We start from the raw sequence: 15,104 nt of genomic DNA, 5'->3' as shown, positions 1-15,104 counted from the left end.
TAATTCTTTACATTTTTTAAACAACCCTAAATGGGTAGGAATGAGTTTTCCGCAGGCAGGCTTTTCTATTGAGTGTTTCAGTAAATTGCCCTGAGGTAAAAATGCGTTGCCATTGGATACCGGCATGGTCGCATTGTCAGGTTTTATTATTGACATTATAAAAAGCCACTTGGCTCAAACGCAAATAGAAATGGTTTTCATTTACTTTTTGTTTTGAGTCGTATAAAATCCTGCCCGCTTTAAGTTCTTATTATTATTGGATAAAACAAACGACTCAAAAAAGCAGGAATTTCAAATGACGTTATCATGCCGTAAAAAACGTTCGCTGTTATCTCAGTCAATTCAGTTTGCCTTATTAATGGCGGTGGTCAGTGTGCCCGCTGTTGCTAACGAGAAAGCAGAAGAAGAAATTGAACACATCAGTGTTTATGGGCATCACAATCAACTGATATTAGATTCAGGTACCGCCACTAAGTCTAAAATGGCGTTAATGGAAACGCCCGCTGCGATTGTGGTTGTCGATAAAGAATTATTGAATGAACAAGCTAGTGACAGTTTGCAGGAAAGCATACGTAACATTAGTGGGTTAACTCATTCGGGTAATAACTATGGTGTTGGCGATAACTTGATCATTCGGGGATTAGGTGCCAATTATACTTACGATGGAATGTACGGTGGTGCGGGTTTGGGAAATACCTTTAACCCCACCCGCTCCATGACTAACGTTGAAAGCATTGAAGTATTGAAGGGCCCTGCAACCGGGCTTTACGGGATTGGCGCCGCAGGCGGTGTGATAAACCTGGTAGAGAAAAAGCCACAGGACAAACCTGCTTACACGGTAAAGGTAAAAGGCGGACAATGGGACACCTATGGCTTAATGTTGGATGCCACTTCTGCTATTACTGATAAGCTGGCTTATCGACTGGTCGCTAATCACGACAGCAGTGATGGTTATCGAGGGTTGTCAGAGGAACGCTCAGAGCTTTATGGCTCATTAAGATATCGCTTCAACTCTGACCACAGCGTACGTTTATCTACAGCCTGGATAGAGGATGAGTTACAGGTCGACTCAGTCGGCCACCCAGTCAGAATTATAAACTGGGACAGCACGCCGGGTACTCCGGGAAATGTGACAGGCGATGACTTAGCTAATGGTACAGACGATGATAACGACGGTATGTATGGATTGCAGCTGACTCCGGAACAGCGTCAGCAACTGGCCGATTCACTGTCCACTACCGACGGGCTTGAGCCTCACGATTTAGGTGAACAAGGGTTGATTTCCCCACTGTCTGAGCCGAATGACGGTTCAGAAAAGCGTATTAAGTTGCGCTATGATTTGCAATTCGGGCAAACCGCGAACTTAACTCAACAGCTTCAATACCGAGAATACGATTCAGATTACGTGCGTCAGACGGGGGCGTACAATTACGTATACTGGAACCGCCGTGGTGAAATCAATGCGAATCCTCGTGCCCCTCTTGTTGTCGATGGTGAACTGTACCCCTTTTCGGCGAGAAGACAGGAATACCGTCGTCAGATTTCTGAAGAGTCCAGTTGGCAGTATTTTGCTGATTTACGTCATGACTGGCAGTTGTTCGGTTTGAATGGTGAGCAATTGGTCAGTGTTAACTACGAAGACCGGGATATGTCTGTTAAAAGCTGGTCTGCCTACGATGCCGACGGCAATGACTCGGCAAACGCACTTCCTTACATTCTGGATATTCGCAACCCTAACTGGGGCAGCGGAAGTATTATGGATTACGACCCTACTTTGCGTTCAAACTACGATAAATCGGTCAGTGCCTGGGGTGTTAGCCTGCAAGAGGTCATTTACTTCACACCGAAACTGACCGGTCGATTTGGCGGTGCGCACTCAACAATAGAACAAAGCTATCAACACAAAGGAACCGATCGTGCTCCGGGCATTAGTGACGAAGCAGATACAGATGACTCAGGTTACACCTATAATGTTGGTTTAAACTATCGCTTTGTGGATAATATTGCTGGCTTTGTTAATTTATCCAAAGGTAGAACGGCATACAGTATTTTAGGTGGTATCAGCGGCGAAAACGACCGGCCCGATTCGGAATCTAAGTCGTTTGATGTGGGGGTTCGTTTTACTGCTTTTGAGGACAATTTATTGGGCTCTTTAGTCTGGTTTGAAACCCGGCGCACCAACTTACGTTACGCTAACCCGGACTTTAACGATAACCCTGAAGACCCTGAGTACAATATTGATGTACCTCAGTACTTCTATGACGACGAAGACAATACCGAAGGGGTTGAGTTTGATTTAAATTTGTCGTTAAACAAACGTTGGTCAATGAATGCAAACGCAACCTATCAGGACGCGATTAGCATTCGCTCAGGCGAACATTCAGCGCAATCTAAGGGGGTACCGAAAAAGTTTGCAAGCTTATGGACGAGTTATGACTACAGCTTTAGTGCGCTACCAGAGCCACTTAAGTTAAGTCTTGGTGTGACTTACGAAGATGAAAGAAGCATTAACTCCACTGCTTTTGGTCTGCCAGATTCAACAGTAGATTCTTATGTAGTTTGGGATGCAGCAGCGGCTTACACCGCGGGTAACTGGAACTTCCGCTTGAACGTGCAAAACTTACTCGATGAAACCTACTATACTAAAGCACTGTTTCTGGGCGGTTTACCTGGAGAAAGCCGCAACGTAGAATTCAAGGCAGTGTATAACTTCTAAAATCGGCTGAGCAGGCGGATAATTCAGAGGCATCTGGTTTTATCCGCTTGCGGTAGAAAAAAGCGTGACCTAACTGGAGTAAAGGAGCAACCATGACCCACATAAATTCCTATTTGTTACGCTGTGTTGAGTTGGCCGAGGAGGCTTTAATGGCCGGAGATGCTCCCTTTGGTTCGGTTTTAGTCGATGAACATGGGCGTGTTTTAAAGGAAGACAGAAACCGTGTTAATTCAGTCGATAAAACCTACCATCCCGAAATTGAACTCGCCCGATGGGCTGCACGAAACCTGTCGTCAAAGCAACGACAGAATACGATAATGTACACGTCTGGAGAGCATTGCCCAATGTGCTCCGCAGCACACGGCTGGGCCGGTTTGGGCCGAGTCGTTTTCATTCATTCAACTCAGCATTTGGTTCGCTGGTATCAGGAGTTTGGACGTAACCACTCTCGTGTTAATCAGTTGCCCTTTAATTCGGTGGTTCCCGAAATACAAGTCGACGGGCCTGTAGAGGCCCTGTTACCAAGAATGTATGAGCTGCATAAACGCCACGTAAAAAAACAATCCGCTTAACCTGCCGTCGCTCGAAAAGTTAGTCGTGATCCTCAAGGCCGGTTTGGGTTATAATTCGCTCAAATTTCAGCCGGCAAGAGAGAGTTATGGGCAGAAAGAAAAAAGAATCCATTGTTTTAGAGACCCCGACGGGGTCTGATCACGTGCTGCTGCACTCCTGCTGTGCGCCATGTTCGGGCGAGGTAATGGAGCGTATGGCGGAAGCCGGCATCAAGTTCACGATTTTCTTCTACAATCCAAATATTCATCCGGAAAAAGAGTATTTGCTGCGTAAAGAAGAAAATATTCGTTTTGCTGAAAAGCTGGGTGTCGACTTTATTGACTGCGATTACGACTCAAAAAACTGGTTTGAGCGGGTAAAAGGTTTGGAATGGGAACCCGAGCGTGGCGCGCGTTGTACCGAGTGTTTTGATATGCGCTTTGAGCGTACAGCGTTATACGCGCATGAGAACGGTTTTGACACCATTACCAGCTGTCTGGGCATTTCACGCTGGAAGAACATGGAGCAAATTAACGACTGCGGCAAGCGTGCGGTAGCACCCTATGAAGGTTTACATTACTGGACTTTTAACTGGCGTAAGCAAGGTGGGTCTGCCCGTATGGTGGAAATTTCTAAGCGTGAACGTTTTTACCAGCAGGAATACTGTGGTTGTGTGTACTCATTAAGAGACATGAACCGCTGGCGCCTGAAGAACGGCCGCGACCGTATAGAAATAGGCGTCCAGTACTACACCAACGATTAAATTAGAAGCCGTTACTATGAGAACTCTCATACTGACGGTTTTTTACATAACCTTTACCCTGCACCTATTTCTACAAAGAGTTTGTTAGCAATGGCAGAGACGGTTTTGGTTGTGGTCACTCTACTGGTGGTCTTAAGCTTAAAATATGTTTACAGTTGGCGGGGTAACGAGCGTTTTGATTCTGTCCGCGAATACATGCGTAAAGGCTGGCCAATTTTTGCGCCACTGAACTGTTTGCTATATGCATTAACTAAGCCCTTCGCTCGTCGGTCATTTGTTGATGCTGAAAGAATTGCTGATCTCAAGGTTATAAAAGACAACTGGGAAACCATTCGTGAAGAGGCAATCGGCCTGTATACTCAAGGCGAGTTTGATAAGACCACCGATAAGTCCAATGCCGCCTATTATGACGTTGGTTTTCGCACCTTCTATAAGTACGGCTGGAGCAAGTTTTATCTGAAGTGGTATGGCTCAAATCACGCTTCAGCGAAGCGACTTTGCCCAAAAACAACGGAAATACTGGCGCCACTGAAGTCGATTAATGGTGCTATGTTTTCACTGCTGCCCGCCGGCTCCCAATTAACGCGGCATTTGGATCCGGTTGCCTGCTCGCTGCGCTACCATCTGGGGCTGTCGACACCAAACACCAACAGCTGCTTTATTAACGTGGACGGAGAAGACTGTTACTGGCGCGACGGCGAGCATTTCTTGTTTGACGAAACCTACCTTCATTTCGCCCGAAACGACAGTGACACCGATAGATTGATCCTGATGTGCGATGTTGAACGCCCAATGTTCTTATTTGGTGGGGGGATTAACTGGCTTTATAAGCATGTAATGAAGATGGCTGTTGTTCCGAACACAACAGAAGATAAGCCGGGTATCGCGAATCGAATATTCGCAACAGTAGCCCCGCTTCTTGAACGTTCGAAGGCGCTTAAGAAAACTAACCGAAGAAAATACAAGTTCGTCAAATGGAGCGTTAACCTGAGTCTTATGTCTGCTATGTTTTTTTTGGGCTGGGGCACGGTTGAATTGATTGAGTGGCGTATCAGCGATAACTAGTGTTTTAAAAAGCCCCGGACGCTGGGAAGAGAGGCGCCCGGGGCTACACGTGAAAGTTACACTCAATAAGCCTTAAAAGTTATAGCGTAGGTTCGCCATAATTGTGCGTTGCTGGCCGTAGAAACAATCTCCACGAGCCAGACACGAAGTTAGCACTGTTTTGTCGGTTAAGTTGTCGACATCCAGGCTCAAACTGTAGTTATCCCAGTCGTAACCGATCATTGCATCGAACACGGTATAGCTAGGCGTTTCCAGCGGGTCATTTAGCACCACACCGTTTTGCTCGACGTAAGCACTGCCATCGGAGGTGTTGCCAACATAGCGAACGCCAGCACCAATTTTAAACCCGTTCCAATTATCCGGACGGTAAGTAGCCCAAACAGAAGCTTGCTGATCAGGTGTGGCCGAGAGCGTAGCTCCCTCTTCTCCTACAGTGTTACTTTCGCTGACTACAGCATCGGTATACGCATAGCTGGCGTAAACGTCCAGAGACTCCCAGGCTAGCTGAGCTTCTAATTCAACACCTTCAATTTCAACTTCACCAACCTGAACCTGACGATCAGGGAATGGAGCATCTCCGTCATTAGAAGGGGTGGTTCTGTTTTCCTCAGTAATTTTATAAACGGAAGCGGTCAGTAAATGTTCTGTGCCTTGTGGTTGGTATTTCAGACCCGCTTCCCATTGCTTGCCTTCTATTGGGACATACTGATTGTCATAAGCATCTCTACCAATCAGTGGAGAGAATGACTCACTGTAGCTAACGTATGGTGAAACACCTCCATCCATTAAGTACATAAAACCCAGTCGCCCGGTAGTTGCGTATTGATCAGTAGCGCTGCCATCTTCAGGGTTACTTGTTGCGCGATCTCTACGCATAGCCGCTGATACTAGCCATTTGTCGGTAATACGCATGTTGTCCTGTACATATACACCAAGCTGGTAGGTCGTGCTGGAAGCCGCGTCTGAAAGATTAGCTTCTGTCGGTAAGCCGGTCGCTTGACCATATACCGGGTTGTATAAATCAAGTGTATTCATTGCGCCGTAGGCAGTGTCGTTATCAGTGTAGGCATCCTGAAAATCAATACCAAAAACTAAATCGTGTTCGACTGCGCCAGTATTTAGGTTGCCGTGGAGCTGTAAATCCGTTGTCCATGCTCTGGCATCTGCACGAGACAGGTAAGATACACGATTAATGGTGCGGTTATCTTCAGCAAACACGGGCGGCCAACCGTACATTGTGTTGTACTCAGAACTGCTGTCACTATAACGACTTGCTAAGCGAACTCGCCAATCTAAGTTAATGTCATGTTCGGCAATAACGGTTAACGCGTCCTGCTCAGTATCGTATTTATCAAAGCCAGGCTCTGAGACAAAAGTGGAGCTGTCAATTTGGCCAAATTCGTTTGGAAGAATAGTGCCTTTCCATGGGAAGAACTGAGTACTGGAGCCTGACTCGTTGCGTTGAATATTACCAATAAGGGTAATTTTTGTATCATCGGAAGCGTGCCAACTTAATGAAGGGTTTAGCACCAGGCTGTTATCTTGCACAAAGTCGGTCTGTGTGTCGCTGTCGCGGTATAATCCAACAAAGCGACCGGTTAATGAGGCATCGTCATTCAATGCGCCAGTAATATCACCGGCAACTTGCTTACGGGAATAATTACCTAACTGCGCCCAGAACTGACCTTCAGTCTCTGCTTTAGGACGTTTACTCACCAGATTAATAATACCGCCGGTGGAACCTTGTCCGTACAGAACTGAACTGGGTCCTTTTAAAACTTCAATTTGGCCAAGGGAATAAGGGTTAACGCGAACGTTATTGTAATTGCCAAACAGAGATTTCAGACCATCGAGGTATTGAGCTGGAGCAACACCACGGATTTTTGCCCAGTCACCGCGAGTATCGACACCAAACGGGCCATTGTATAAACCGGCAACATAACCGATAGCGTCCTGTACCGTAACCGCGCCTAAGTCCTGGATACGAGCTTCTGTCAGAACCGAGACGGATAAAGGCGTTTCAATAATAGGCGTATCAGACTTGGAACCGGTGGCACTAACGTAAGAGATAAGCCCACGAGAGCTGACCTCGATGGTCTCCATCACCTCGTCTTGTTTTTTCTCTTGTTCTTCGTCTTGTGCGTAACTGTTGGTAGTGGCTAAGGCGGCCAGAATGCTAGCCGCCAATACAGTCTTCTGAATGTTCATTATTTCCCTCGAATTTTAGATGGTGTCTAAATCGAGATGGATCGTAAATGAAAACAATTCGTGTTTAAAGTTTTATTTCACCTAGTTCTCAGGAAGTTCCCAATTTGCCCGGTGCACTTCGCCATTCCAGGTTTGCAAAGTGACCCAAACGCGCTGCTGAGGGTCAAGTTTTTTTGGTGCTATGGCGTGAACATGTTGTAATAACTCACTGCCGTGCAGAATGCCAACATCGTCTTGTTGCAGCTTTTCCAAAGCAACCGACTCTTCGCCAATATTCACATAACCCTGGCGAATATCGCTAACTTTGCCTTCGTTAACGTACGCCGAAAAGTCTTTCACCCAGTCTTCATGGTGAGCATATGGGGCATCATTATTTGCCGGTTGCAGGGCTACCTTAAACGGACCCACTTCTTTTTCGTCCCATACCGGTGGCAGTTCAGGTATTTGCAACTGCTGATACAAAAAGTAAAAAGGCAGAATAAGAATTAAGCCACTGAGCTTAAATTTGTTTCGATTCCAGAAAGTATTTTTACGGCGTGCCATTAACCTGCTCCTTCATTTTGCAACGACTCTTGCAGCGGTGTGCGCTTAGTTTTTGCTGCCTTTACTGTGCGAGAGCCCCAGATTAAAAAGCCGGTAATAGACATGGCTGACAGTATCAGCCCGAAAATAAACCATATAGCCTTGGTCCAGAGACCACCAATAGTGCCGTAGTGGAGTGGGTCAACAATATGTTGAATGGTTTGCAGGGTGTTCATATTATCTGGTGATATGGCACGTGCAATGTCGCCGTTCCAGGGGTTAATATTCAGCCGGTAAGAGTACTGATCGTAGAAGATAAAATCACCGCCGCCCATAATCTTAAACATGTCGCGATTATGCTCCGGCATCATCACATAGCTGGGTCGTATATCCGGAAAGCGCTGCTCCGCTATAAGCAAAGCATCCTCAATAGAGACCGGTGGTTGCGCTTTCTCGCCCATGGGTATTTCAGACGCTTCCACCAGTGGCGGGTGCTCTTCAATATCGATATCGGCGTGCCACATAACTTGCTGAGTGAGATACCATAGACCGGTCAGGCTCATAATAATAAGAAACCAAATAGACCAGGCACCACCGTGTTTATGTAAGTCGGTTAAGAAAGACTTTTTGCCCTGTTTCGCGCGGATTTTTGGCTGTGTGTAAGCCCGCCAGAACTTTTTGTAAATAACAAGGCCGGTAATTAACGCTCCAATCATCACTAAAGACATGGCTGACACTAAATAATAGCCAACGCTGTAGCTGCCCTGCCAGGGGAATAGCAGCCAGCTGTGCAATGAACGCATGAAGTTAATAAAAGTAATGCCCTGGTTCACTTCCTGAATTTCGCCGGTGTACTGGTTTACATAGGCAATAGCGGCCGGCATGTTCTCAGTTGAAAAAATAACGGCATTAATAACGTAAGGCTCGAATGTCATTACGGTAGTGACATTAGCCTCGGGGAACTGGCTTTTTACCGCAGCAACAAGTTCCGAGATAGGCTGGGCTGGTAAACCTTCTGGATTCAAGGCTCGTGCATTTTCATTAAATAGCCAGGTTAATTCGTGACTGAATACTGCGATGGTGCCGGTAATGCAGATAAAGCAAAACAGAATCCATATCGGTAGAGAGCACCAACCGTGTAATTTAAACCATTGCCTTTGCGTCATTTTTACTCCCCCAAGAAATTTCTTGAAATGATATTGCAAATGCGAACAATTATCAAATACAATGAATCGCTAACGATTCTCATTTGCATACTTATCCGGGAGGCAATTCATGCAGACATTTGGCAGAAATTTTTTAGCAACAGCGGTAGCGTCCGCGCTGTTGAGCTCCGCTGCAGCAGCGGCTCAACCAGAAGACGCTGCTGCAACAGGCGAAAAACAAGCACAAGCGCAGGAAAAAATCTTTGAACACATTAAAGTGACCGGCAGTTCCTTGGATCAGGCAACTACCGCAACGGGTTTGCCGTTAACCTTGCGTCAGACGCCACAGTCCATCTCAATAATTGACCGTACCTTTATGGACAGCTTCTCGCTGGACACCGTTGCCGATGTTATGCAGTTTGCGCCGGGTATTCAGGCTCAGCAGGCCGAAACTGACCGCTTCTTTTTCCGTGCTCGTGGCCGTAACGTGACGAATTTCCAGTTCGATGGTGTACCCATTGCTTACAACAGCTTCTTTAGTGAAGCTCTGGCCGACTCGGTTATTTTTGAACGGGTTGAAATTGTGCGCGGTGCAACGGGGCTGTTAACCGGTGCGGGTGAGCCCTCAGCTGCTATTAACCTGATTCGTAAGCGGCCCAAGGCGGAAGATGGTGGCTATGCCAGTGTCGGTGTTGGCTCGTGGAGTAACTATCGGCTTGAAGCTGACCACTCTCAAACCCTGTCAGAAAGTGGTAACGTTAAAGGACGGGTGGCTTTGGCTTATGAAGAGGGTGACAGTTATGTCGACTTGTCGGAAAAAGAAAACGCACAAATTTATGCCGTAGTTACCGCGGATTTGACCACGCAAACGCGTTTGACTGTGGGTGCTGATTACAGCGAGCGGAACCCGAAAGGCAGTATGTGGGGCGCACTGCCACTGTTTTATTCAGACGGCACACAAGCTGATGATTTACCCGTAAGTACGACCACAGCATCGCCTTGGAACAAATGGGACAGGGAAAGCACCAACGTTTTTGCTCAGTTCGAACATGCTTTTGATAATGGTTGGGACGTTCAGCTTGATGTTGAGCGCCGCGAAGGTGAGATGGATGGTTACCTTTTATTCTTCCCCGGGTTTCCTGACCCAGATACAGGATTGGGTCTTAATCCTTCTCCAACTCATTACGTTTCAGACAGAGAACAAACCTCGTTTCGTTTGTTAGCTTCAGGTCCTTTCGAGCTTTTTGGTCGTGAACACCAGTTAACAGCTGGGGGGCTGTATGCAGAACAGGATATTGCCGCAACAGCTTTTGGAATTACCGATACTATTGTCGTTCCCAGCCTATTTGAGTGGGGTAATGGTGTACCTCGCCCGGACTTCTCTGATACGCCAAAGTATAAAACAACTGAATCGATAACTCAGAAAGGTGTTTACGCTGCGGCTCAGTTCAGTGTGACCGATGAGTTAACTGCTATTCTGGGTAATCGGATAACGACTTATGAGACTCAAGCAGCAGCGCCCTGGGCGACCAGCGATTATAAAAACTCGAATGTAAATACGCCTTATTTGGGCCTTGTCTATGACGTTACGGATATTATCTCAACCTACGCAAGCTACACGGAAATATTCCAACCACAACAGGCACGTGACGTTAATAATGAGTTGATTGGCCCGGTGGAAGGTTCCAACGCAGAACTTGGTGTAAAAGGTGACTTCTTTAATGAAGCACTTACGGCCAGTTTTGCAGTGTATAAGGTCAAGGAAGATAACCTGGCCATCAACGATCCTGATAATACAGACCCTCTACCGGGAACTACAGTTTTTCCTTCCATTGGCGTTGATGGTGCCGAAAGTGAGGGCTATGAGCTGGAGTTAAACGGTAAACCAACCGATTCAGTGAATATTTTCTTTAGTTACACCCACAATGAGTCGACCGATCGTGATGGTTCTAATTATGCACCCTATTTACCGGAAGATATGGTGAAAGCTAGTGTGCTTTATTCAGCAACGGATGCTTTGAAAGTTGGTATCAATGCCAACTGGCAAAGTGAGATATCAAATCCGGGGGCGGGGCCAAATGGTGAAACCTTTACTCAGGACAGCTACACCTTAGTAAACGCAATGGCGAACTATCAATTGAGCCAAAACTGGGATCTCAGCCTTAACGTCAATAATTTGTTCGATGAGAAGTATTATTCGAGCATCGACTTTTATAACCAAGGTTTTTTCGGCGCTGAGCGCAATGTTGAGCTGAGTGTGAAATACGCCTGGTAAAGGCTGGAACGTTTACTTTGTAAGAGGCGGTGTTTTTGGCACTGCCTCTTTTTTGTGCCTGATCGTTCTGAAATAAGTTTACACTGTTATTTTGTAACATTACTTGTCTGAATATTGACAAGTCACCCTCCTACTATAACTATAGTTTTTATTAGATACTAACCTTTCCACATAAACCCAAAAAAAAGAGACACTATGAAAAAGCTAATACTTGCATTGTCTATGGTCAGCTGTTTCGCTGCCGCCGATGAAGGCATGTGGATGCCAAAACAATTGCCGGAAATTGCCGACAAACTGAAGGCCGCCGGTCTGACCATTGACCCCAATGATATTTCTAAATTAACTGAGTTTCCGGCTGCGGCTATTGTCAGCCTGGGCGGTTGTTCGGCTTCTTTTGTATCGCCGCAGGGCTTGGTAGCAACCAACCATCATTGCGCGTACAACAGTATTGCTCATAACTCGACACCCGAGAACGACTTGCTGGCTAATGGTTTTTTGGCCAAAGACTTAAGTGAAGAAGTGCAGGCAGCGCCGGGCAGTCGCATTTTTGTGACCAAAGCGGTCAATGAAGTGACTAATAAGGTAATAGATGCCAAAGCTGCAAAACTAAACGGTAAAGCCCGGCTGGACGCGATAGAAGCTAATGAGAAAGCTCTGGTAGCCGAGTGCGAAGAGGACGAAGGCCATCGTTGTTATGTCGCTGCTTATTACGGCAGCCTCGAGTATTACCTGATTAAGCAGCTGGAAATTAAGGACGTTCGCTTAGTGCACGCACCGGCAAGTGGTGTCGGTAAATTCGGTGGCGATACAGATAACTGGATGTGGCCGCGCCATACTGGCGATTACAGCTTTTTACGCGCTTATGTCAGCCCGGAAGGCGAATCTGCCGATTACAGCGAAGACAACGTGCCTTACGAACCTGACTACCACTTGACGATAGCCAGTGAAGGTCTCGAAGAAGGTGACTTTGTTATGGCTCTGGGTTATCCGGGGCGCACTAACCGTCATCGTTTACCGTCTGAAGTCAAAGAGACCTTTGAGTGGAGCTACCCTAAAACAGTTGAGCAATTCCGGGACTCGCTGGAAATTATCGCGCGGGAAACAGCCGACGATAAAGACGCTGAGCTCAAATACGCCAGCCGTGTCGCTGGTCTCAATAACTATCTGAAAAACCGTCAGGGTATGCTGGACAGCTTTGCTAACAGTGACTTATTAAAGCGTAAGCAACAAGAACATAAGGAACTGACTGCCTGGGTTAACAGTGACCGGACGAAAAAGGCTTTGTACGCTGATGGCCTCAATGCCATCGACACGTTATTGCAGCAGAGTCATGCCAAAAGTCGTGCTGACTACTTGTTGAATAATGCGACACCGCGTTTGCTTTCTGTTGCCCGTGCCGTGCATCGCCTGGCTCAGGAAGGTACTAAGCCAGACGCAGAGCGTAAAGCCGGTTATCAGGAACGCGATATTCCGCGTTTTGAGTCGTACCTGGCGGGTATGGATCGTAACTTCGACGCTAAGGTTGAGAAAGCGTTAGACCTGCACAACCTGAGCAGTTACATGGCTCAGCCTAAGTCAGGACGTGATGCCGCTTTCGATAAAGCGTTGGGTTTACGCGACGGTATGAGCAAAGATGAGCTAAGCGCTTTAATTGACCGTTGGTATGAAAACACTAGCTTACTTGAACGCGATAATCGCATGGCGTTGCTGGAATTTGACCCGGAACAGTTTGAGCAAAGCGAGGACCGTTTTGTTAAAGCGGCTGTTGCACTTTACCCTTCCGATTTAGAAGATGAGAAAAAGAGCGAAGAGCTTTCCGGTAACATTCAGCAGGCCTACGCTGACTATATGCGTGCAAAAATTGCCTTTATGCAAAGTAAAGGAGAAGCGGTATACCCCGATGCGAACAGCACGCTGAGAATTACATACGGCAACGTTGCGGGTCGCGCGCATGGTACGGAAGACGGTAACGCCTGGGCACCTTTTACCACGTTGCGTGGCGTAACCGAAAAAGCCACTGGTGAAGGCGAATTTAACGCCCCGGAAGAGCAGCTTAAGGCGATAGAGTCGGGTGATTTTGGCCCTTATGAAAAAGCTGAGTTAGATTCTGTACCAGTGAACTATCTGGCTACTCTGGATATTACCGGTGGTAACTCAGGTTCTGCGGTGCTGAACCATAAAGCGGAATTTGTCGGTCTGGCTTTCGACGGCACTCTGGATTCAATCATCTCTGACTGGGATTTCAATCTGGAAAACACCCGCTCTATTCAGGTAGATACTCGCTATATGCTGTGGCAAATGGAGTATGTAGACCACGCGGATAACCTGCTGAAAGAGTTAGGCGTTAAAACCACTCGTCAGTAAATAACCTGCTTGTAATGGGTGCCACTTTCGCTGATTTTCTGGCGGCGGTGGCATTTTCTATAAGGAGTAATAACCGATTACTTTTGCAAAGAATGAAAATAAATTCAAATGAGTATTTGACATGGCTCAGAATGCGTGTAGAGTACTCGGCGTTGGATAAGAAAAAGTTAGTTAAACACTCCTCTACGTCGCTTTATTTTTAGTAGTAATATCTTCGTCCTGTAGTTTTAAGTTTCATTTTTTACCCGCACGATCATCGCAACTGGGAACGCCCGGGGCGATTACTTATTATTTTTAAAATTTTCAGGATATTTATTATGTCTAATTCAGTAAACGGTATTGTTAAGTGGTTTAACGAAGCAAAAGGTTTTGGTTTTATCGAGCAGCAAGGTGGCGCAGACGTATTTGCTCACTTTAGCGCAATTGTTGGCGATGGTTTTAAAACGCTGACCGAAGGTCAAAACGTTTCTTTCTCAATTACTCAGGGTCCTAAAGGTCCTCAGGCTGAGAACATTCAAGCGGCGTAATCCGCATGAATTGAGCTTTTAACTAAGCTAAAAATTATGAAGAGCAGCTTACGGGCTGCTTTTTTTGTGTCTGAATTTTGGCGTGAAACCGCGTAGAATAACTACAAAGCGAAACCAAACGGAATGCAATGTGACTGACCCGTTAACCCACCTTATTTGTCCGCTGGATAGCTTGCCTCTTCATTTACATGAGCGTAGCTGGCGCTGTGAAAATGGCCATAGCTATGATGTCGCGAAACAGGGTTACGTGAACTTACTGCCGGTACAAAATAAGCGCTCAAAAGATCCCGGTGACAGTAAAGCCATGGTGCAGGCTCGTCGTGACTATCTGGAACAAGGTTATTACCAGTCACTGGCGCAAGTTTTAGCTGATACGGTTCTGGCCCATAGTAACCAGTCGTTGTTAGATGCCGGTTGTGGTGAAGGTTATTACCTACGGTATTTGGTTGAGCAGGCTGAGCAAAACGACGTGGATTTAAGCATTGCCGCGCTGGATATTTCAAAGTGGGCAGTGCAGGATGCGGCAAAAAAAGACAAGCGTTTGAGCTGGATGGTGGCTTCCAATAGTGCTATTCCACTGGCAGACAATAGTGTCGATACTATTTTGTGTGTATTCGGTTTCCCGGTAGAAGCAGAGTTTAAACGAGTTCTCAAACCCGATGGTCGGCTGATTATGGTGGACCCTGCCAGGGACCATTTAAAAGAGCTGAAAGCCATTATTTATTCTGAACAAAAAATTAAAAAGGAAACTTTGCCGGTTACCTCCCCCGAGTTTAAACTGATCTCCGAACAGCGAGAGACTTTCCCGGTATCGCTGACATCAAATCAAGCCATAAAAGACCTACTGACCATGACACCGCACCTCTACCGAAGTAGTGCTGAAGGTCGTGAAGAAGCTTCGAAACTTGATGCTATTGCTTTGACGGCGGATATTTGGGTGCGTGTTTTTGGTTTAAGTCACTAACAC

11 protein-coding genes are annotated in these 15,104 nt (G+C 46.5%); 8 read left to right on the top strand and 3 right to left on the bottom strand.

Annotated features, from left to right (window positions below; translation table 11 throughout):
• Positions 1 to 295: 295 nt before the first annotated feature.
• The 4 genes from L8G48_RS09620 (at position 296) to L8G48_RS09605 (ending at position 5,096) form a co-directional block, all read left to right on the top strand.
• The gene (locus L8G48_RS09620) at positions 296 to 2,716 is read left to right on the top strand and encodes a TonB-dependent receptor (protein ID WP_443986721.1); all 2,421 of its coding nucleotides are present in this window, start codon (positions 296 to 298) and stop codon (positions 2,714 to 2,716) included.
• Positions 2,717 to 2,808: 92 nt separating this feature from the next.
• A complete protein-coding gene (locus L8G48_RS09615) occupies positions 2,809 to 3,288 on the top strand; it encodes a nucleoside deaminase (RefSeq protein WP_248264395.1) in 480 nt (159 codons plus the stop codon).
• Positions 3,289 to 3,374: 86 nt separating this feature from the next.
• Positions 3,375 to 4,031, top strand: a complete 657-nt coding sequence (locus L8G48_RS09610; protein WP_248264394.1) for an epoxyqueuosine reductase QueH — start codon at positions 3,375 to 3,377, stop codon at positions 4,029 to 4,031.
• 90 nt (positions 4,032 to 4,121) lie between these two features.
• Complete coding sequence (locus L8G48_RS09605) at positions 4,122 to 5,096, top strand: aspartyl/asparaginyl beta-hydroxylase domain-containing protein (RefSeq protein ID WP_248264393.1); 975 nt, start codon at positions 4,122 to 4,124, stop codon at positions 5,094 to 5,096.
• A 72-nt stretch (positions 5,097 to 5,168) separates the two neighbouring features.
• Here L8G48_RS09605 and L8G48_RS09600 read toward each other — a convergent pair whose 3' ends face one another.
• The 3 genes from L8G48_RS09600 to L8G48_RS09590 form a co-directional block, all read right to left on the bottom strand.
• A complete protein-coding gene (locus tag L8G48_RS09600) occupies positions 5,169 to 7,304 on the bottom strand; it encodes a TonB-dependent siderophore receptor (RefSeq protein ID WP_248264392.1) in 2,136 nt (711 codons plus the stop codon).
• An 81-nt stretch (positions 7,305 to 7,385) separates the two neighbouring features.
• The gene (locus L8G48_RS09595) at positions 7,386 to 7,847 is read right to left on the bottom strand and encodes a PA2404 family protein (protein WP_248264391.1); all 462 of its coding nucleotides are present in this window, start codon (positions 7,845 to 7,847) and stop codon (positions 7,386 to 7,388) included.
• Positions 7,847 to 8,992 carry a PepSY-associated TM helix domain-containing protein gene (locus tag L8G48_RS09590; protein WP_248264390.1) on the bottom strand — a complete coding sequence of 382 codons (1,146 nt, stop codon included), beginning with the start codon at positions 8,990 to 8,992 and terminating at the stop codon, positions 7,847 to 7,849. Before L8G48_RS09590 ends, L8G48_RS09595 begins: the two co-directional genes overlap by 1 nt.
• Before the next feature lie 109 nt (positions 8,993 to 9,101).
• Here L8G48_RS09590 and L8G48_RS09585 point away from each other — a divergent pair, with 109 nt between their 5' ends.
• From L8G48_RS09585 to L8G48_RS09570, 4 genes are all read left to right on the top strand, one after another.
• The gene (locus tag L8G48_RS09585; protein WP_248264389.1) at positions 9,102 to 11,246 is read left to right on the top strand and encodes a TonB-dependent siderophore receptor; all 2,145 of its coding nucleotides are present in this window, start codon (positions 9,102 to 9,104) and stop codon (positions 11,244 to 11,246) included.
• Positions 11,247 to 11,441: 195 nt separating this feature from the next.
• A complete protein-coding gene (locus L8G48_RS09580; protein WP_248264388.1) occupies positions 11,442 to 13,610 on the top strand; it encodes a S46 family peptidase in 2,169 nt (722 codons plus the stop codon).
• A 317-nt stretch (positions 13,611 to 13,927) separates the two neighbouring features.
• On the top strand, positions 13,928 to 14,137 hold the full coding sequence (locus L8G48_RS09575) for a cold-shock protein (RefSeq protein ID WP_248264387.1): 210 nt from the start codon (positions 13,928 to 13,930) through the stop codon (positions 14,135 to 14,137).
• Positions 14,138 to 14,267: 130 nt separating this feature from the next.
• Positions 14,268 to 15,101: a putative RNA methyltransferase gene (locus tag L8G48_RS09570; protein WP_248264386.1), complete on the top strand. Its 834-nt coding sequence runs from the start codon at positions 14,268 to 14,270 to the stop codon at positions 15,099 to 15,101.
• Positions 15,102 to 15,104 lie beyond the last annotated feature (3 nt).

The sequence above is a fragment of the Idiomarina aminovorans genome (assembly GCF_023155095.1).
Lineage (GTDB): Bacteria > Pseudomonadota > Gammaproteobacteria > Enterobacterales > Alteromonadaceae > Idiomarina > Idiomarina aminovorans.
This window is presented reverse-complemented; position numbering and strand designations above follow the sequence as displayed.

Coding starts and splice junctions, on each gene's coding strand:
- L8G48_RS09580 (WP_248264388.1), top strand. CDS start 11,442: ATGAAAAAGCTAATACTTGCATTGTCTATGGTCAGCTGTTTCGCTGCC.
- L8G48_RS09600 (WP_248264392.1), bottom strand. CDS start 7,304: ATGAACATTCAGAAGACTGTATTGGCGGCTAGCATTCTGGCCGCCTTA.
- L8G48_RS09615 (WP_248264395.1), top strand. CDS start 2,809: ATGACCCACATAAATTCCTATTTGTTACGCTGTGTTGAGTTGGCCGAG.
- L8G48_RS09590 (WP_248264390.1), bottom strand. CDS start 8,992: ATGACGCAAAGGCAATGGTTTAAATTACACGGTTGGTGCTCTCTACCG.
- L8G48_RS09605 (WP_248264393.1), top strand. CDS start 4,122: ATGGCAGAGACGGTTTTGGTTGTGGTCACTCTACTGGTGGTCTTAAGC.
- L8G48_RS09610 (WP_248264394.1), top strand. CDS start 3,375: ATGGGCAGAAAGAAAAAAGAATCCATTGTTTTAGAGACCCCGACGGGG.
- L8G48_RS09585 (WP_248264389.1), top strand. CDS start 9,102: ATGCAGACATTTGGCAGAAATTTTTTAGCAACAGCGGTAGCGTCCGCG.
- L8G48_RS09595 (WP_248264391.1), bottom strand. CDS start 7,847: ATGGCACGCCGTAAAAATACTTTCTGGAATCGAAACAAATTTAAGCTC.
- L8G48_RS09575 (WP_248264387.1), top strand. CDS start 13,928: ATGTCTAATTCAGTAAACGGTATTGTTAAGTGGTTTAACGAAGCAAAA.
- L8G48_RS09620 (WP_443986721.1), top strand. CDS start 296: ATGACGTTATCATGCCGTAAAAAACGTTCGCTGTTATCTCAGTCAATT.